At 66.9% G+C, this 17,217-nt stretch carries 17 protein-coding genes; 11 read left to right on the top strand and 6 right to left on the bottom strand.

Annotated elements, in window-relative coordinates; translation table 11 throughout:
* Positions 1-24 precede the first annotated feature (24 nt).
* The 5 genes from ACN9MV_RS20725 to ACN9MV_RS20705 are packed head-to-tail and all read left to right on the top strand — an operon-like array spanning position 25 to position 4,561.
* Positions 25-780: an amino acid ABC transporter ATP-binding protein gene (locus ACN9MV_RS20725; RefSeq protein ID WP_093050863.1), complete on the top strand. Its 756-nt coding sequence runs from the start codon at positions 25-27 to the stop codon at positions 778-780.
* Positions 781-1,524 (top strand): sugar phosphate isomerase/epimerase family protein, encoded by a 744-nt coding sequence (locus ACN9MV_RS20720; protein ID WP_426389263.1) that lies wholly within the window; start codon positions 781-783, stop codon positions 1,522-1,524.
* 10 nt (positions 1,525-1,534) lie between these two features.
* Positions 1,535-2,488, top strand: coding sequence for a sugar kinase (locus tag ACN9MV_RS20715; RefSeq protein ID WP_426389262.1), 954 nt, complete (start codon positions 1,535-1,537; stop codon positions 2,486-2,488).
* Positions 2,489-2,493: 5 nt separating this feature from the next.
* Entirely contained in the window at positions 2,494-3,483 is a 990-nt protein-coding gene (locus ACN9MV_RS20710) for a 2-hydroxyacid dehydrogenase (protein WP_426389260.1), read from the top strand.
* 52 nt (positions 3,484-3,535) lie between these two features.
* Positions 3,536-4,561, top strand: a complete 1,026-nt coding sequence (locus ACN9MV_RS20705; RefSeq protein ID WP_093050851.1) for a LacI family DNA-binding transcriptional regulator — start codon at positions 3,536-3,538, stop codon at positions 4,559-4,561.
* On the opposite strand, the gene ACN9MV_RS20700 is transcribed toward ACN9MV_RS20705, so the two are convergent.
* On the bottom strand, positions 4,461-6,197 hold the full coding sequence (locus tag ACN9MV_RS20700) for a GMC family oxidoreductase (RefSeq protein ID WP_426389258.1): 1,737 nt from the start codon (positions 6,195-6,197) through the stop codon (positions 4,461-4,463). The genes ACN9MV_RS20705 and ACN9MV_RS20700 overlap by 101 nt on opposite strands.
* A 104-nt stretch (positions 6,198-6,301) precedes the next feature.
* The gene (locus ACN9MV_RS20695) at positions 6,302-7,801 is read right to left on the bottom strand and encodes an FAD-dependent oxidoreductase (RefSeq protein WP_426389256.1); all 1,500 of its coding nucleotides are present in this window, start codon (positions 7,799-7,801) and stop codon (positions 6,302-6,304) included.
* Between the two features lie 79 nt (positions 7,802-7,880).
* Here ACN9MV_RS20695 and ACN9MV_RS20690 point away from each other — a divergent pair, with 79 nt between their 5' ends.
* The 6 genes from ACN9MV_RS20690 to ACN9MV_RS20665 all read left to right on the top strand — a co-directional run bounded on the left by ACN9MV_RS20690 (position 7,881) and on the right by ACN9MV_RS20665 (position 14,240).
* Positions 7,881-8,336, top strand: coding sequence for a MarR family winged helix-turn-helix transcriptional regulator (locus ACN9MV_RS20690; protein ID WP_256216930.1), 456 nt, complete (start codon positions 7,881-7,883; stop codon positions 8,334-8,336).
* 155 nt (positions 8,337-8,491) lie between these two features.
* Entirely contained in the window at positions 8,492-10,054 is a 1,563-nt protein-coding gene (locus ACN9MV_RS20685; protein ID WP_426389254.1) for a serine hydrolase domain-containing protein, read from the top strand.
* 83 nt (positions 10,055-10,137) lie between these two features.
* The gene (locus tag ACN9MV_RS20680; protein WP_426389252.1) at positions 10,138-10,716 is read left to right on the top strand and encodes a hypothetical protein; all 579 of its coding nucleotides are present in this window, start codon (positions 10,138-10,140) and stop codon (positions 10,714-10,716) included.
* A 177-nt stretch (positions 10,717-10,893) separates the two neighbouring features.
* A complete protein-coding gene (locus tag ACN9MV_RS20675; RefSeq protein WP_176928712.1) occupies positions 10,894-11,736 on the top strand; it encodes a MurR/RpiR family transcriptional regulator in 843 nt (280 codons plus the stop codon).
* A 362-nt stretch (positions 11,737-12,098) separates the two neighbouring features.
* On the top strand, positions 12,099-13,553 hold the full coding sequence (locus ACN9MV_RS20670; RefSeq protein ID WP_426389250.1) for an MFS transporter: 1,455 nt from the start codon (positions 12,099-12,101) through the stop codon (positions 13,551-13,553).
* A gap of 21 nt (positions 13,554-13,574) precedes the next feature.
* Positions 13,575-14,240 carry an aspartate/glutamate racemase family protein gene (locus ACN9MV_RS20665; protein ID WP_426389249.1) on the top strand — a complete coding sequence of 222 codons (666 nt, stop codon included), beginning with the start codon at positions 13,575-13,577 and terminating at the stop codon, positions 14,238-14,240.
* Positions 14,241-14,265: 25 nt separating this feature from the next.
* Here the strand turns inward: ACN9MV_RS20665 and ACN9MV_RS20660 are convergent, their stop codons facing one another.
* From ACN9MV_RS20660 to ACN9MV_RS20645, 4 genes are all read right to left on the bottom strand, one after another.
* Positions 14,266-14,862 carry a nucleotidyltransferase family protein gene (locus ACN9MV_RS20660; RefSeq protein ID WP_093177157.1) on the bottom strand — a complete coding sequence of 199 codons (597 nt, stop codon included), beginning with the start codon at positions 14,860-14,862 and terminating at the stop codon, positions 14,266-14,268.
* Between the two features lie 76 nt (positions 14,863-14,938).
* Positions 14,939-15,397, bottom strand: coding sequence for a RidA family protein (locus ACN9MV_RS20655; protein WP_093080114.1), 459 nt, complete (start codon positions 15,395-15,397; stop codon positions 14,939-14,941).
* Positions 15,394-16,362, bottom strand: coding sequence for a transglutaminase family protein (locus ACN9MV_RS20650; protein ID WP_426389247.1), 969 nt, complete (start codon positions 16,360-16,362; stop codon positions 15,394-15,396). The genes ACN9MV_RS20655 and ACN9MV_RS20650 overlap by 4 nt, the downstream gene beginning before the upstream one ends.
* An 11-nt stretch (positions 16,363-16,373) precedes the next feature.
* Positions 16,374-17,195 carry a basic amino acid ABC transporter substrate-binding protein gene (locus ACN9MV_RS20645; RefSeq protein WP_093050827.1) on the bottom strand — a complete coding sequence of 274 codons (822 nt, stop codon included), beginning with the start codon at positions 17,193-17,195 and terminating at the stop codon, positions 16,374-16,376.
* Positions 17,196-17,217 lie beyond the last annotated feature (22 nt).

Raw genomic sequence — 17,217 nt, 5'->3', positions numbered from 1 at the left:
CCCCGAGGCTGAAGGAATCCTGGCATGACGACGGAATCGATCATCCGCATGGAAGCGGTCAACAAGTGGTACGGTGAATTCCAGGTGTTGACCGGCATCGACCTGTCGGTGCGCCAGGGCGAGCGCATCGTGATCTGCGGGCCCTCGGGCTCGGGCAAGTCCACGCTCATCCGCTGCATCAACCGGCTCGAGACGGTGCAGAAGGGCCGCATCGTGGTCGACGGCATCGACCTCACGGCCGGCGGCAAGAACATCGACGCGGTGCGTGCCGAGGTCGGCATGGTGTTCCAGCAGTTCAACCTGTTCCCGCACCTCACCATCCTCGAGAACTGCACGCTCGCGCCGATGCGTTCGCGCGGCATGACGAAGGCGCAAGCCGAAGAGGTAGCCATGAAGTACCTCACGCGCGTGCGTATTCCGGAGCAGGCTGGCAAGTACCCCAGCCAGCTCTCGGGCGGCCAGCAGCAGCGCGTTGCGATTGCGCGCGCGCTGTGCATGACGCCCAAGATCATGCTGTTCGACGAGCCCACTTCGGCGCTCGACCCCGAGATGGTCAAGGAAGTGCTCGACACCATGATCGGCCTGGCCGAAGACGGCATGACCATGCTGTGCGTGACGCACGAAATGGGCTTTGCCCGCAGCGTCGCCGACCGCGTGATCTTCATGGCCGAAGGCAAGATCGTCGAGCAGGCGCCGCCCGAAGAGTTCTTCGGCAACCCGAAGGACGAGCGCACCCGCCAGTTCCTCGGCCAGATCCTCAGCTCCCACCAAGCACACTGAATGTCCTTCTCCGTTCTGATTTCTCTGTCGTCCTTCGGCGCGGCCGAGGTGGGGCGGCATGGCCAGCTCTGGTGTTCGCAGCTGGCACGCACGGCGGGCGCCGATTCGGTGGAAGTGCGCGGCGAGATGCTGCGCGACGCCGATGCCGAGCTGCCCGCATTGAGCGGACTGGCCTCCGTGTACTCCAGCCCCGAGGGCCTGTGGGCGCAGGGCGGCTGGCTCGACAGTGCAGCGCTCAAGCGCGGCATCGCCGCCGCCACGCGCGTGGGCGCGAAGCGGCTGAAGATGTCCATCGGCGACTTCCAGGCTTCTTCTCACGGCTCACTCTGGGGCCTGAAGGTGGAGCTTGCCGAAACCCGCGTCGAGCTGCTCATCGAGAACGACCAGACCGTGCGCGCCGGCACGCTGCCCGCGCTGCAGACCTTCTTCGACGTGGCCGACCGCGCCGGCGTGCCGCTGGGCATGACCTTCGACATGGGCAACTGGCACTGGCTCGGCGAATGCCCGCTGCAGGCGGCGCAGGCGCTCGGCCACCGCGTGCGCTACGTGCATTGCAAGGGCGCGCAGCGCCTGCCGCACAAGTGGGTGGCGGTGCCGCTGGGCGACTCTGTCGCGCCATGGCGCTCGGTGCTGCGCGCGCTGCCGGCCGACGTGCCGCACGCCATCGAGTACCCGCTCGTGGGCGACGACCTGCTGGCCGTTACCCGCGCGCAGATCGACTTCATCCGCGCCGCGCGGGCGTAGGAACAAACACATGACAGAACCAACCGCCTTCGACGTCGCACTCTTCGGCGAAGCCATGCTGCTGCTCGTGGCCGACCGGCCCGGCCCGCTGGAAGACGCCCAGTCGTTCCACAAGCGCACTGCCGGCGCCGAGACCAACGTGGCCATCGGCCTCTCGCGCCTGGGCCTCAAGGTGGGCTGGGCCAGCCGGCTCGGCACCGACTCGATGGGCCGCGCGCTGCTGGCTGCGATGCGCGCGGAGGGCATCGACTGCTCGCACGTGATCACCGACGCAACGCAGCGCACTGGCTTCCAGTTCAAGGGCCGTGTCACCGACGGCAGCGACCCGCCGATCGAATACCACCGCAAGGGCTCGGCCGCGAGCCACATGGGCCCGGCCGACGTCGACGAGGCCTGGCTGCGTTCGGCGCGTCACCTGCATGCCACCGGCGTGTTCGCCGCCATCTCCGACACCAGCCTGCAGGCTGCGCTCAAGACCATGGACGTGATGCGCGCCGCCAGCCGCACCATCTCGTTCGACACCAACCTGCGCCCCACGCTGTGGTCGTCCACCGAGACCATGCGCCACTGGGTCAACGAACTCGCTTCGCGCGCCGACTGGGTACTGCCCGGCATCGAAGAGGGCCTGCTGCTCACCGGCCACGACAAGCCCGAGGACGTGGCGAAGTTCTATCGCGATCGCGGCGCGAAGCTGGTGGTCGTCAAGCTCGGCGCCGAGGGCGCCTACTACGACAGCGACGTGGCCGGTACCGGCCGCGTCGACGGTTTCCCGGTGAAGGAAGTGATCGACACCGTGGGCGCGGGCGACGGCTTCGCAGCCGGCGTGGTGAGCGCGTTGCTCGAAGGCAAGAGCGTGCCCGAGGCCGTGCGCCGCGGCGCATGGATCGGCGCGCGTGCAGTGCAGGTGCTGGGCGACACCGAAGGCCTGCCGATGCGGGCGCAACTCGAAGAAGCGGGGCTCTGAACACCATGACGAATGTGTCGAAGAAGAACGTGCTCGTCTTCCGGCCGTTGCCCGAAGACCAGTTGGCGCGCCTGCAAGCCGTGCACCACGTGGTCGTGGCCGATCCGCGCAAGGAACCCGAGGCCTTTGCCGCCGCGCTGCGCAGCGCGAACGGGCTGATCGGGTCGAGCCATACGGTCGATGCCGCTCTGCTCGACGGGGCGCCGCAGCTCCAGGTGATTTCGAGCGTGTCGGTCGGTGTCGACAACTATCCGCTGGCCGAGCTGCACAAGCGCGGCATCGTGCTGTGCCACACACCCGACGTGCTCACCGAAACGGTGGCCGACACGGTGTTCGCGATCCTCATGGCAACGCAGCGCCGCGTGGTCGAACTCTCTACGCTCGTGCGCGAAGGCCACTGGACGAAGAACATCGGCGAAGAGCTCTTCGGCACCGACGTGCACGGCAAGACGCTGGGCATTCTCGGCTTCGGCCGCATCGGGCAGGCCGTGGCGCGCCGTGGTGCGCTGGGCTTCGGCATGCCGGTGCTGTATCACGCACGCCGCCCGGTCGACCTGGCAACGCAGGCGCCCGAATTGCAGGGCCGCGCCACGCACACGCCGCTCGACGACCTGCTCGCGCGCGCCGACATCGTGCTCGCGATGCTGCCGCTGACCGACGCGACGCGCGGCATGATCGACGCCGCCTTCTTCGCGCGCATGAAGCCCGGTGCAGCCTTCATCAACGGTGGCCGTGGCGCCACCGTGAACGAAAACGCGCTGCTCTACGCACTCGACCACGGCACACTGCGCGCCGCCGGCCTCGACGTGTTCGCGAAAGAACCGCTGCCGGCCGATTCGCCGCTGCGTACGCACCAGCGCGTGACGCCGCTGCCGCACATCGGCTCGGCCACGCACGAGACGCGACACGCCATGGCCGAACTCGCCACGACGAACCTGCTGCAGGTGCTGGCTGGCGAGAAGCCGACTGCGCCGTACGACACGGCATCCGCATGAGCACGAGCCGGTTTTTCTCCCTCCCCCGCTGGGGGAGGGCGGGAGCAAAACCATGAAGCCGACCGGCCGCGCCACCATCGCCGACGTCGCCGAAGCCGCCGGCGTCTCCAAGGCCACCGTCTCGCGTTTCCTCAATCACCGCGAGCGGCTGCTGAGCCCCGACATCGCCGCACGCGTCGAAGTTGCCATCGCGGCGCTGGCCTATTCGCCGAGCCCGATGGCGCAGGCGCTGAGCCATGGCCGCTCGCGGCTCATCGGCCTGATCGTGGCCGACATCACCAATCCGTACTCGGTGGCGGTGCTGCGCGGCGCCGAGAAGGCCTGCCAGGACGCCGGCTACCTCGTGATGCTGTTCAACCTCGGCAACGAGAGCGAACGCGAGCGCGAGGCCATCGACGCGCTGGCGGGCTACCAGGTCGACGGCTTCATCCTCAACACGCTGGGCCGCGGCAGCAATGTGGTCGATGCAGTCACGTTGCACGGCAAGCCGGCGGTGCTGGTCGACCGGCGCCACACCGGCATGCACACCGACTTCGTCTCGCTCGACAACCACGCCGCGATGCAGGCCACCTGCGGTCATCTGGTCGAAGGCGGGTATCGCGAACTGCTCTACGTCACTGAGCCGCAAAAGGGCGTGAGCTCGCGGCGCGAACGCACGGCCGCCTTCGGTGCCTGCGTGGCCGCGCACGAGCCGCGCGTGGCGGGCGAGGTGTTCGAGTGCGTCGAGGGCGAGAGCGATGCGCTCGACGAGGCCTTGCGCGCCCTGCGCCAGCGCGCCAAGCGCGGCCGCCGGGCCGCGGTGGTCGCGGGCAATGCCGTGGTCACGCTGCGCATCGCGCAGGCCATGGCGCGACTTGGCTGGCAGTTTGGCGCCGACCTCGGCTTTGTCGGCTTCGACGATCCCGAATGGGCCTCGCTCATCGGCCCCGGCCTGAGCACCGTGGCACAGCCTACCGACGCCATCGGCCGCACGGCCGCTACCTGCCTGATCGAGAGGCTGCGTGGGCTGGATGCTGCGCCGCGCCAGTTGCTGCTGCCTGGAGAGCTGGTGGTGCGGGGCTCGTCGCAGGCGCTCTAGCGTCCTGCTGCGCGCGGTCGAAGGTGATCGGCCCGCGCATCCAGTCGGCCGCGCGTTCGGCAATCATGATCGTCGGCGCGTTGGTGTTGCCGCCGATCAGCGTCGGCATGATCGAGGCATCGACCACGCGCAGGTTCTCGATGCCGTGCACGCGCAGCTTCGCGTCTACCACCGCCATAGCATCCGTGCCCATCTTGCAGGTGCCCACGGGGTGGTAGATGGTGTCGGCGCGCGCGCGAATGTGCTGAACGAGTTCTTCGTCGGTGTGCGCGTCGGCCGTGTAGAGCTCGCGGTGGCGGTACTTTTTGAGCGCCGGCGCGCGCAGGATCTCGCGCATCTTCTTCACGCCCTGCAGCAGCAGCGCCGTGTCTTCCGGGTCTGACAGAAAGCGTGGGTCGATGCGCGGCGGCGAGCCTGGGCTGGCATCGTTCAGGCGCACATCGCCGCGGCCCTTCGGACGCAGCACGCACACATGGCACGAGAAGCCGAAGCCCGCGTGCAGCTTGCGTGCATGGTCGTCGGTGATCGCGATCACGAAGTGCAGTTGCAGGTCGGGCCGCCGCAGTTCGGGCGACGACTTGATGAAGGCGCCGCCCTCGGCGAACGGCGTCGCGATCATGCCCTTGCCGCTCTTGCGCCACTCGGCGATGGCCTTCACCAGATGCAGGCCACCCACCACGCCGATGCCGAACAGGTCGGTGTGCTTCGAGGTGTAGGCGAGGATGAAGTCGGTGTGGTCCTGCAGGTTCTGGCCGACGCCCGGCAGTGCATGCTGCACGGCAATGCCGTGGCGGCCCAACTCGGCCGGGTCGCCGATGCCCGAGAGCATCAGCAGTTGCGGCGAGTTGAATGCGCCGCCGCACAGCGCCACCTCGCGCCGCGCGTGAAGGGTCTCGATGCTGCCGTCTTTGTGCCGCACTTCCACGCCGGTGGCGCGCCGGTCTTCGAGCACCACGCGCAGGGCCTGCGTGTCGGTCAGCACCGTGAGGTTGGGGCGCTGGTTCATCACCGGATGCAGGTAGGCGGCGGCCGCCGAGCAGCGCTCGCCGTTGCGCGCGCCATCGTGGAACTGCGTGACCTGGTAGAGGCCCGCGCCTTCCTGTTCGGCGCCATTGAAGTCGTCGTTGCGCGGAATGCCGCACTCCGCAGCGGCCCGCACGAAGTCTTCGGCAATGGGGCGCGGGCTCTGTTGCTCCGAGACCTGCAGCGGCCCGTCGGCACCGTGCAGTGCGCTCGCGCCGCGCTGGTTGCCCTCGGCGCGCTTGAAGTAGGGCAACACTGCGTCGAACGACCACCCGGTGCAGCCCGCGCGCTCCCAGTCGTCGTAGTCGTCGCGATGGCCGCGCACGTAGAGCATGGCGTTGATCGCGCTGGAGCCGCCCAGGCAGCGCCCGCGCGGCTGGTAGCCGCGGCGTCCATTCAGGCCAGGCTGCGGCACGGTCTGGTAGGCGTAGTTGTTGATGCGCGGGCGGCCCGGCAGCATTGCCACCGTGGCGGCGGGCGCCCGCACCAGGATGCCGCGGCCGTCGCCGCCGGCCTCGACCAGGCAGACCTTCACGGCGGGGTCTTCGCTCAGCCGCGAGGCCAGCGTGGTGCCGCCGGAGCCGCCACCCACGATGACGTAGTCGAATTCCATGGCGCTTCTTCCTTTTGTTCTGTGCTGCCTGCGTCCGCGCGGACGGATTCGACTGTAGGAATGAACGTGCAATCAGGGCTTGGCGTTTTCCCTTGTCTCCGAAGTCAGGTCGAGGTCATGCCGAGGTCGTGCAGATATCTCTGCAGCTCTTCGATGTGGGCGGAGTCGACGATGGCGCCGACATAGCCGTCCGGGCGCACCAGCACCCAGTCGCCCGACGCGAGCCCATAGGCTTCGCGGAAATGGCCGCCGTGGTCGCGCAGGTCGCCTCTTTCGCCGAAGGTGTGGATGTGCAGGCCTGGGCGCGGTGCCACGTCGCGACGCTCGACCTCGCAGCCCAGCAGCGTCCAATGCGCGCCCTTGAACGGCTCGAACAGGCGCGTCGGTTGCCCGGCGGCGCCGGTGACCGGCGCATCCGGCGCGCGGTCACCCGCACGCAGGCCGTCAACGCGCGCCGGCTTTTCCATCGCGAGGGACGATTCGGCGTACCCGAGGTCGAGCTGATGCACTTCCCGCCCGCGCCGCATCTCGCCGCGCTTGGCTTCGCCGAGCAACTTCGTGGCAAGCCCGAGCATGTCCGCGGCAATCGGGCGGCGCTCTTCCTCGTAGCTGTCTAGCACGGTGCCGGGTGCGCCGGCGGCAACTGCCGCCAGCTTCCAGCCAAGGTTGTAGGCGTCCTGCACGCTGGTGTTGAGCCCCTGGCCGCCGGTGGGGGGATGGACGTGTGCGGCGTCGCCGACCAGCAGCACGCGACCTACCTGGTAGCGATCGGCCAGACGCGCGTTCATGCTGAAGGCCGAGGCCCACGAGACCGAGTGGATACGGATGTCGTCACGGCCGGTGCGTTCGGCAACCATCGCGGCCAGTCCCTGTGCGGAGAGGTCGATGTCGCCCTCCAGTGGGATCGGTGCCTGCAGCTGGAACAGCTCCGTCCCGGCGAGCGGGCACAGGGACATCTGTGCATTCATCTCGCCTTCGTTGAAGCGGTGCCATGCTTCGCGCCCCAACCCCGACAGGACGACATCGGCCACCACGGCACGCACGCCCAGCGTCTTGCCCGGAAAGCCGATGTCCAGCGAATGCCGCACGAAGCTGCGGCCACCGTCGGCGCCGACGAGAAAGCGCACGCGCAGCGTTTCTTCACCCGCCGCGCTGGCCAGCCGCGCCGTCACGCCGTCCTCGTCCTGCTCGAAGCCGATCAGTTCGCAGCCGAAGGCGGGTCGATGCCCGAGCTCGGTCAGGCGCTCGCGCATCACGCCCTCGGTCAGGAACTGCGGGACCATCAAAGGAGAGCCATAGGGTTCAGAAGGTGTCGGTGCTTCGTGCGCCATCACCAGCGAATCGGCATGGCTGCCGTCAGCGCGGTATTCCCGCGAGGGCGGATACAGGCCGCCGGCCGCGACGATCCGCTCGAGGATGCCCAGATCCTCGAAGACCTCCTGCGTTCGCGGCTGGATGCCCTTGCCGCGCGAGCCCCGGAAAGGCGTGTCCATCTTCTCGATCAGGCGGAAGGAAACACCTCGCCGCGCCAGGTCGATGGCGAGCGTGAGGCCGGCTGCGCCGGCGCCGCAGATCAGGACGTCGGCGGAAAACTGCTGTGTCATGGCAAACTCCAATATGTGTAATATGCACTCAATAGGAGCGGATGCTATGCCAAAGAAAATAAATGTGCAAGATACACATATGTCCGCGCAATTGCGGGCGTTGCACGGTGCGCTGCTGACCGTGGTGAGCGTCATGAATCGCCCGCAGCGCGACGAGGCGATGGTGCGCGAAGCGGGCATCTCGCTCGACCGCGCCTTGTTTCCGCTGCTGGTGGGCATCGAACGCGTAGGACCGATCGGCGTGGTCGAACTCGCCGACCGTGTCGGGCGCGACTACACCACGGTCAGCCGGCAGGTCGCGAAGTTGGAGAGTCTTGGCCTGGTGGAGCGCCAGGGCGGCGTTCACGACCGGCGCGTGCGCGAAGCGATCGTGACGCCGAAGGGCAAGGTCATGACAGATGCCGTGGATGCAGCAAGGGAACGGCTGGGGCGCGCCATATTTGCCAAGTGGGAACAGCAGGATTTCGAGGAGCTGGTGCGGCTTCTGCAGAAGTTTGCGGTCGATATCGAGGCGGGCCCTGCAGGCGAGCGTTGATCGGGTTGAGGGGCGCTGCCTCGCTGACCTTTGAACACATGGCGCGCGACCGGGGCCTCATCGGGTTTCCTCTGCCGCTGCAGACAGGCGATTGACAGCCACCGGCGCGACACTGTCGCGACCGGTCCATCCCGGAAGACAAGGAAGCCAGGAACATGGAAGAGACAACAACAACGACCCCCGCCATCTCGCGCCGCGGCCTGCTGCGCCTTTCCCTTGGCGGCACCGCCATGGCCTCGCTGCCCGGCATCGGCTGGGCCGCCACCGGCGCCGCCGCGCCGGCCTTTGCCGACGGCCTGCCGCGCAGCCGGCCCGAGGCGCAGGGCATCTCGTCGGCGTCGATCCTCGCCTTTCTCGACGATGCCGAACGCGGCGCGTTCGAGCTGCACAGCTTCATGCTGTGGCGCAACGGCCATGTGGTGGCCGAGGGCTGGTGGGACCCCTACAAGCCCGAGCGCCGGCACATGACGCATTCGCTGACCAAGAGCGTCACCGTGTGCGCGGTCGGCATGGCCATTGCCGACGGCAAGTTCGGACTCGACGACAAGGTCGTGTCCTTCTTTCCCGAGCACCTGCCATCCACGGTCAGCGCCAACCTCGCGGCAATGACCGTACGCGACCTGTTGACCATGCGCACCGGACACGAGTCGATGGTGTCGGGCTCGGTGTGGCGGCCCATTCGAACGAGCTGGATCGCCGAGTTCTTCAAGATCCCCGTGGTCTACACGCCGGGCAGCAAGTTCGTCTACACCAGCGCGGCTACCTACATGCTGTCGGCCATCGTGACGAAGACAACCGGGCAATCGACGGCCGACTACCTCAAGCCGCGCTTCTTCGAGCCGCTGGGCATTACCGGCTATGAGTGGGACGTGGGCCCCGAGGGCATTTCGCCAGGCGCCAACGGCCTGAGCTGGAAGACGGTCGACTCGCTCAAGCTCGGCATCCTGCATGCGCAGAACGGGCAGTGGAACGGCAAGCAGATCCTTACGAAGGCCTGGGTCGATTCGGTGCATGCGCCGCACACCAAGGACCGATACGGCTACCAGTGGTGGCTGGGCCAGCACGGCGCCTACAACGCCGATGGCCTGTTCGGGCAGTATTCAGTGGTGTTCCCTGAACAGAACGCGGTGCTCGCGCTCAATTCTGCGCTGCCGCCCAAGGCGGGGTTCAACGCGGGCATCCTGTACAAGCATTTTCCCGCGGCATTCGGCGCTACTGCCGTGGCCAGCGAGAAGGACTACGCCGCGCTCAAGGCCCGCACGCGCACGCTGCAGCTGCTCCCACCGGTGAAGCCGACCAGCTCGCCCGTTGCCGCGAACGTGTCGGGCCAGCGCTTCGACTTTGCTGAGAACCCGGAGAAGATCAAGTCGATGCGGCTCGACTTCTCTTCCGCGGAGTCGTGCGTCTTCACCATGGAAGACGACCGCGGCACGCACAAGGTGCAGGTCGGCTTGCGCAAGCCCTTCGAGGGCGACACAACCATCACCGGCAACAAGCTACACCACGAGTACCAGCCCGAAGTGATGCGCGTGGTGGCCAGCGGCGAGTGGCGCGACGCGCGCACCTTCGTCATGACGTGGACCTTCGTCGAGTCGGCCTTCCGCGACACCGTGGAGTGCCGCTTCTCTGGGCCGTACATGCGTTTCGACCGCAGCGTCAATGTGAACTCCAGCGCAACCGAAATGCCTACGCTCACAGGGACGCGCGCGAAGACTTAGCCCACACTTTTTGAGAGGCGCTTTTACCGGCGCTTCACTTCCCGGACAAATTGACGGGCGTGGTTCGTGGCTCAATGTCCGTCATGCACATGCTTTCGGACGCCACGATCTTCACGCAGGTGCGCTTCTGGGTGCTGGTGCTGTGTTCGCTGGTGTGCCCGGCCGCGATCTTCGTCACGCTGTTCGTGCGGCGCGAGTTCTCCAAGAAGGCCGTGCTTGCCTTCGGCCTGCTGCTGATCCTGCTCGCGGGCGTGGACATCTTCGTGCTGCGAGCGCTCTCGCTGGAGGCGCAGGCCACGCCTTCGCTGGCTGACGACATCGTCTTCTCGTCCGAGCTGTCGATTGCGCTTTACATCATTCCCGCTGCGTTCGGCACCTTCGGGCTCAACATGGTTTCGCATGTGCTCATGCATTACCTGAAGCAGAAGGAAGCGCGCTTCGAGGCGCACCGGCAATCGGCGCAGCCGCTGCCCATCGTCAATGGGGCGCATCGGAATCGCCCGAGGGCGCCGGGCGGGCCGCGGATGCGGCCGACCGCCGTGGTGCGTCGTCGGCGCGAGGCGGTGCAGGTCGTCGCCAACGCGCTGCCTCGCGATCCGTCAGCGACGGAAAGACGTCGCGCAACTCCGCGAGCGGCACGCAGCCCGATTCGCGGTTCATGATGAACCACGTCGGTTCTGCCGCATGGCTCGACATTGAATGCGCTGCAACGACCAGTGCGGCCAGGGCGACGAGGGTGCGGGATGCTGCGATCAAGTCATCTTCAGGGAAGAGGAGGGACGTACATCCTGCTGCGGGAAGGGGACGGCATGGCATCATCGTGCGCCTCTCCCACTCGCATGCCCATGTCCGCAGATTCCTTTGTCCGCCGCGTCCGCAGCCAGCTCGACCAGTTGTCCGCAACCGAGCGGCAGCTTGCCGATTTCGTCCTGGAGTTTCCGGGCGAGCTGGCCAGCTATGCGGGCAACGAGCTAGCGGAACTGGCGGGGGTGTCGCCTTCGACGGTGAGCCGCTTCATCCGTCGCATCGGCTACGAGAACTACGAAGAGGCCCGGCGCCAGGTTCGCGAGGAAAAGCAGACGGGTTCGCCGCTGTTCCAGAACGCGACCGAGGCGTCGAAGCGCGGCCACCTTGTCGCCACGCATTTCCAGCAGTCTCAGGCCAACCTGGCCAGCACCTTCGACCGGCTCAACGACAGGCAGATGGCCGGCATCGTGAAGGCGATCATCGGCGCGGGGCAGGTGCTGATCTTCGGCAGCCGCAGCAGCCATGCCTTTGCCCTTTACCTGCGTTGGCAGATCGTGCAGGTGGTGCCGCGCGTCACCGCCATTCCGGGGCCCGGCGAGACGTTGGCCGAGCACCTGGCCGGACTGACCGGGCGCGACTGCGTGATCGTCTTCGGCACGCGACGGCAGACGCGGCAGATGGACATCCTGCTCGCGGGCGCCAGCAAGGCCGGCGCGAAGATCGTCTACATCAGCGACAAGGCCTCGCCGGACTTCGCTGGGGCCACCTGGTCGCTGCAATGCGATTGCCGGGGGCCGGGGCTTCTGGACAATCACACTGCCGTGATGGGCATCTGCGACCTGATCGCCACGATGGTGATCGAAGCCTCGGGCTCCGCCGGTCGCAAGCGTCTGGCCGCGATCGAGCTCGAGCACGAGGAAAACGGCGAGCTTTGAGCGGCAGCGGCGCTCGACTGGCCTGATCTGGTCGGAGTGCACTGAAAAGACGCACGACCGTAGTGCGCATCTGCCCATCCAAGGTGCATCCGCAGAGGCTGCAACAGGTCTCGGATGCGCCCGCCTGTGATGGTCATTCCACGCTTTCCCCTCTGAAAAGTACCCCTGCGGCACGTGGCTTACGTGCGTCACGCGCAGGCGGGCATGTCACTTGCATAGGGATGTTCTGCGTGAAATTGAGATTTCAAAAAAACAAACTAGGTGAAATTGATATGTCAGACCGATGGAGTCGCCGATAGCATGCGAAGCGATTCCGGACTGCGCCGAGCAAAGCACTTCATACCTTTCTCAAGGGGTTTCCTATGGCTGGACCTGCACTTTCTTCCGGACCCGACTCGCCCCGGGTCGCCGAACTCGACAGAGCGCTCGACAAGATCGGCGTCACGCGATCGCACCACACGATCATCTTTTTGATCCTCATCGGCTGCCTGTTCGACAGCTTCGAGCAGAACGCCGTGGGTATCGTGGGACCGATGCTGCGCGAGCAGTGGGGGCTCAGCGCTTCCGACATCGGCTTGCTGAACACCGTTACCTTCGCCTGCGCGGCGGTGGGGCGGATCATCTCGGGCTTCATCGCCGACCGCTACGGCCGGCGCGTGATGCTGTCGATCGACCTGCTGCTGTTCACCCTCGGCGCAGGCATCTGCGCGATGGCGCCCAACCTGGCGGTGATGGCGCTGGGCCGCGCGGTCGTGGGTTTCGGGCTGGGCGGCGAGATCGCGATCGCCGTCACCATGCTGGCCGAGTTCTGCTCGACCAAGTTCCGCGGCACCGCTGTCGGGCTGGTGAACGTCGGCGCGGGTGGGCTCGGCAACTTCCTGGCGCCGGGCTTCGGCCTGCTGGTGTTCTGGATGTTCCCGGGCGACAACGCATGGCGCTGGCTGTTCGCCTGCCTGATGGTGCCGGCGCTACTCGGTGCTTTCTATCGCCGCTACATCCCCGAGACGCCGCGCTTCCTCCTGTCGCAGGGCAAGGTGAAGGAAGTCAATGCGGTGTTGTCGCGACTGGCGTTGGGCAGGCTTTCGAAGAAGAACGTGCCGCAGCATCAGTACATCACCGACGATGGGCTGGCCGCGCCGAATGCCCGCATCAAGGTACGCGTGACCGAGATCTTTCGCGGCGCACTGGCGCGGCGGACCATTCCGCTGTGCATCACGATCTGGATGACCTACGGCGCGCAGATCTCGGTGCTCACGCTGATGCCGACCATCCTTGTTGCCCTGGGCTACAGCATGTCGAAGAGTCTGCTCTTCACGATGGTGATGCAGGGCGGCAGCCTGCTGGGGGCCATCGCAGCCTCGCTGCTGGGTTTTCACTTTCCGCGCAAGCGCGTGCTGACGGCCGGCGCCGTGTGCGCCTGCCTGGCGGCGTTGACCATCGGCTTCGTTGCCAAGAGCATCGTGGTGATCCTGATTGCCGGCGCGGTGTTCCAGTTCTTCGTGCTGCTGCTCAACACGACGATCTGGATCTTCGCGCCCGAGCTGTACCCGACCCGGGTGCGAGCCTTCGGCACGGCCTTCATTCTTGCCACTGGCACAGCGGCAGGCGCGCTGATGCCGCTGGTGGCGGGCCGGCTCTTCGATGCCTTCGGCCTGGTCGGCGTGTTTGGCCTTGCGGCCGGTATGTACGCGGTCTTCGTGGTCAGTGTGCAGAGCGTGCCCGAGACCTATGGCCAGTCGCCCGATGCGTTGCCGCTGCCGGGTGAAAGCCCCGGCGACGACGCTGCCCCGACCACGAAGATCGTGCAGCCGGGTTGAATTTTCAGAGAGTCCTCACGCATGCAAGAAATCCTGCTCATCAACCCCAACTCGTCGTCGTCGACCACCGCAATGATGGCGAAGATCGCCAGCAGCGAGGCACCGGCCGGATGCCGCGTGACAGGCATCACCGCGGCCGGCGGGCCGACCATGATCGTCAATGAAGACGAGCTGAATGCGGCTGCGACGGAGGTGTTGAAAGCCTGGCGTTCCGCTGCCGGCGGAAGGTGGAATGGCGTGATCGTCAGCGCCTTCGGCGATCCGGGCATCGAGTTGCTGCGCCGTGAAGCAAGCGTGCCGGTGGTCGGCATCGCCGAAGCATCGATGCTCGCGGCCAGCGAGGGCCGCCGCCGCTTCGGCATTGCCACGGTCACGCCCGAACTGGTGTCGCCCATCGAGGGCAGGGCGGCCGCGCTGGGACTGCGCGCTCTCTACACCGGCATCCGCCTGACGCAAGGCGACCCGCGCGCGCTGGCAGCCGATCCGCAGGCGCTGGAAGAAGCGCTGGCAAAGGCCGTGCAGTGCTGCATCGACGAAGACGGCGCCCAGGCGGTGATCATCGGCGGCGGCCCGCTGGGGCAGGCCGCACTGGCGCTGGCCCCACGGTTCGACGTGCCGGTGATCGCGCCCATCTCGGCCGCTATGCGACTGCTGTGTTCGCGGTTCGCATCAACCCGGGGAGCATGAGGAATGAGCACCGTGGACGTGTTCATCACAGTGTCGAACTGGAAGCGCGAGTAGCCGCTTCTGGCTGCACGATCCGCAGCCACGGCCATCGCGCCTGGTAGTCCGCCGCCTTCTTGAGGAACAACTCGCGCATCGGGAGCAGCGGGTTCATGCGCAGAATGCCCGCTGCCAGGTCGTCCAGCCCGTCGGGCGCATAGAGCGTTCCGTCGGCCAGGTCGATGCCGACGCGGGTGCATGCGATGAGGTAGCGGTCGATCCCGTCGCGCGCGGACCCGAGCCGGGGGTAGGGCGACTTGAAGCGCTGCTCATACCAGAGGTGAACGCGCGCCTGGTTCTTGACCTCCACGCTCACGCCCAGGTCGGCCACCGCTTTCTGCACGCGCTGGATCACGATGTCTTCGGCTTCCCACGACAGGTCGGTGTCGTCGAAGTAGAAGACGTCGTAGTCCTTCACGCCCCAGCCGGGCGGTTTGTCGGAAAGACGGTTCCACGTCGCCTGGAACAGGCAGCCGGCGGTCAGGAAGCCCTGGCGAAGCCCGAGGCCGGGCAGGCGTGAAAGCAGCGCGGCGTTGACCGGGTCCTGCATGGCTTGCCCGATCAAGCCGGTGGGTGTCAATGGCATGGTGTCGACGCAATGCAAAGAGGCCTGACGACCATCGCCGTCAGGCCTCGAATCGTGGAGATGCGAAAGAAGCGGATCAGCCGACTTCAGCAATCAGCTCGATTTCCACGCAAGCCCCCATCGGCACCTGCGCCACGCCGAAGGCGCTGCGTGCATGCGCGCCCTTTTCGGGGCCGAAGACTTCAGCGAAGAACTCGCTCGCGCCGTTGGTCACCAGATGCTGTTCGGTGAAGGTGCCGACCGAGTTGACCAGGCTCATCACCTTGACGATGCGCTTGACCTTGTTGAGGTCGCCCACGGCCGCATGCAGCGTGCCGAGCAGGTCGATGGCGATGGCGCGCGCGGCCTGCTTGCCTTCTTCGGTGCTGATGTTGGCGCCGAGCTGGCCGGCCCAGACCTTGCCGTCCTTCTTCGCGATATGGCCCGAGAGGAACACGAGGTTGCCGGTCTGCACGAAGGGCACGTAGGCGGCGGCAGGGGCGGAGACCGGGGGCAGGGTGATGCCGAGGCTGGAAAGTTTGTCGTAAACGCTCATGGAGACTCCTTGTCTTGGGAAGGCGATTGTGTCCGGGTTTGCGGAAGGCCCTCGACCACTTCCCCCACTGGCTGCACGGTCACGCCGACCCGCAGCGTGTGCCTTGCGCCACCATGGAGTACGCCGCGCATCGGCGACACGTCGGAGTAGTCGCGGCCGATGGCGAGCGTGACGTAGTCTTCGCCCGGCTGGCGGCCGTTGGTGGGGTCGAAGTCGGCCCATCCGCCTTGACTGCCGACGCCTTCGAGGCCGTCGCCGGGCAGGTACACCGACACCCAGGCGTGCGAGGCGTCGGCGCCCACCAGCCGGGGCTGGCCGGGCGGGGGCTGCGTCAGCAGGTAGCCGCTCACGTAGCGTGCGGGCAGGCCCATGGTGCGGAAGCACGCAATCATGATGTGGGCGAAGTCCTGGCACACGCCCTTGCGCTGCGCGAGGGCCTCGACGGCGGGGGTGTTGATCTCGGTGCTGTCGGCGTCGTACGCGAAGTCTTCGTACATGCGCTCAGTGAGGTCCATCGCCACGTCGAAGGTGGGGCGGCCGGGCACGAAGCTGGCGCGGGCGTAGGCCGTGAAGTCGTCGTGGCGCGGCACGTAGGGCGACGGAAAGACGAACTCCGAGGCCGCGTCGAAGGTGGCGTCCTTGCGGAAGCGGAAGCGCTCGCGCACGCTCTCCCAGGGCAGCTCGCGCGCCACGGTGGCGGGCAGCACGGGCACCGAGGTTTCGACCACGCTCTCGGCCGTGACGACGAGCCGGTCGTGCGTGGCCTCCAGCGCGAAGAAGGCGCGCGTGTTGCCGTACAGGTCGGCCACCTCGCTGCGCTGTGCGGGCGCCGGCTCGATGGCGAGCTTGTGGCTCACGAGCCGCTGCGAGTCGGTGGCCAGCGGCTTCAGGTGGGCGAGGTGCTGCGCCGTCTCGACCGGCGGCGCGTACTCGTAGCGCGTTTCGTGGGTGACGTGTAGCAGCATGATGGGTTGGCCTACTTCGACTCGGCGCCGAAATGCGAAGCGTAGATCTTGGCGTAGGTGCCGTCGGCCCGGATGCCTTCGAGGCCCTGGTTGATCTTGGCGAGCAACTCGGTGTTGCCCTTCTTCACGGCAATGCCGTACTTCTCGACCGGGAAGTTCGCATCGCTCACCGTCTTGAAGCCGCCTGCAGTGTTGTTGGCGATGTAGTGCACCACCACGCCGTTGTCGGCCACCACGGCCTGCACGCCGCCGGCTTCGAGTTCCTTGAGCGCGAGCGGCGTCGATTCGAAGCGCTTGATGGCGGTGCTCGATTTGCCCAGCAGCTTGCCCACGACCTCGTCGCCCGTGGTGCCGTTCTGCACGCCGACCTTCAGGGTCTTGATGTCATCGAACTTCGTGACGGGCGAGTCGTTCTTCACGGCGATCAGCTGCCTGGCGTCGAAATACGACTGCGAGAAATCCATCGTCTGGCGGCGCTCGTCGGTGATGGTGATGGCCGACACCAGTAGATCGCGGTCGCCCTGGTCGAGCGCGTTGAAGATGCCTTCCCACGGCGTGTTGACGAACTTCACCTCGATGCCGGCTTTCTGCGCGACCGCTTTCACCACGTCGATGTCGAAGCCCACGATCTCGCCCTTGTCGTTCTGCGATTCGAAGGGCGTGTAGGCGGCGTCTGTACCGACCACGAGCACGCGGGCGGCGGCCGGCGGGGGCGGTGCGCTGGCTGCGGCAGGCGCGGCAGGCTCCTGCTTGCTGCAGGCCGCGATGGCGAGCGCCGCGAGCATGCCGGCGGCGGTGAGTGCGAAGCGGCGGTTGATGGCGATGCCTGACATGGATATGCCTCCTTGGAACTGT

The organism is Variovorax sp. R-27 (assembly GCF_049913215.1).
GTDB lineage: Bacteria > Pseudomonadota > Gammaproteobacteria > Burkholderiales > Burkholderiaceae_C > Variovorax.
This window is presented reverse-complemented; position numbering and strand designations above follow the sequence as displayed.

What these genes read in the sequence shown, in the direction of transcription:
- ACN9MV_RS20700 (WP_426389258.1), bottom strand. Translation starts at nt 6,197, where the DNA reads ATGGAATTCGACTACGTCATCGTGGGTGGCGGCTCCGGCGGCACCACG.
- ACN9MV_RS20680 (WP_426389252.1), top strand. Translation starts at nt 10,138, where the DNA reads ATGCACATGCTTTCGGACGCCACGATCTTCACGCAGGTGCGCTTCTGG.
- ACN9MV_RS20695 (WP_426389256.1), bottom strand. Translation starts at nt 7,801, where the DNA reads ATGACACAGCAGTTTTCCGCCGACGTCCTGATCTGCGGCGCCGGCGCA.
- ACN9MV_RS20690 (WP_256216930.1), top strand. Translation starts at nt 7,881, where the DNA reads ATGTCCGCGCAATTGCGGGCGTTGCACGGTGCGCTGCTGACCGTGGTG.
- ACN9MV_RS20665 (WP_426389249.1), top strand. Translation starts at nt 13,575, where the DNA reads ATGCAAGAAATCCTGCTCATCAACCCCAACTCGTCGTCGTCGACCACC.
- ACN9MV_RS20660 (WP_093177157.1), bottom strand. Translation starts at nt 14,862, where the DNA reads ATGCCATTGACACCCACCGGCTTGATCGGGCAAGCCATGCAGGACCCG.
- ACN9MV_RS20655 (WP_093080114.1), bottom strand. Translation starts at nt 15,397, where the DNA reads ATGAGCGTTTACGACAAACTTTCCAGCCTCGGCATCACCCTGCCCCCG.
- ACN9MV_RS20715 (WP_426389262.1), top strand. Translation starts at nt 1,535, where the DNA reads ATGACAGAACCAACCGCCTTCGACGTCGCACTCTTCGGCGAAGCCATG.
- ACN9MV_RS20710 (WP_426389260.1), top strand. Translation starts at nt 2,494, where the DNA reads ATGACGAATGTGTCGAAGAAGAACGTGCTCGTCTTCCGGCCGTTGCCC.
- ACN9MV_RS20720 (WP_426389263.1), top strand. Translation starts at nt 781, where the DNA reads ATGTCCTTCTCCGTTCTGATTTCTCTGTCGTCCTTCGGCGCGGCCGAG.
- ACN9MV_RS20645 (WP_093050827.1), bottom strand. Translation starts at nt 17,195, where the DNA reads ATGTCAGGCATCGCCATCAACCGCCGCTTCGCACTCACCGCCGCCGGC.
- ACN9MV_RS20725 (WP_093050863.1), top strand. Translation starts at nt 25, where the DNA reads ATGACGACGGAATCGATCATCCGCATGGAAGCGGTCAACAAGTGGTAC.
- ACN9MV_RS20685 (WP_426389254.1), top strand. Translation starts at nt 8,492, where the DNA reads ATGGAAGAGACAACAACAACGACCCCCGCCATCTCGCGCCGCGGCCTG.
- ACN9MV_RS20670 (WP_426389250.1), top strand. Translation starts at nt 12,099, where the DNA reads ATGGCTGGACCTGCACTTTCTTCCGGACCCGACTCGCCCCGGGTCGCC.
- ACN9MV_RS20650 (WP_426389247.1), bottom strand. Translation starts at nt 16,362, where the DNA reads ATGCTGCTACACGTCACCCACGAAACGCGCTACGAGTACGCGCCGCCG.
- ACN9MV_RS20705 (WP_093050851.1), top strand. Translation starts at nt 3,536, where the DNA reads ATGAAGCCGACCGGCCGCGCCACCATCGCCGACGTCGCCGAAGCCGCC.
- ACN9MV_RS20675 (WP_176928712.1), top strand. Translation starts at nt 10,894, where the DNA reads ATGCCCATGTCCGCAGATTCCTTTGTCCGCCGCGTCCGCAGCCAGCTC.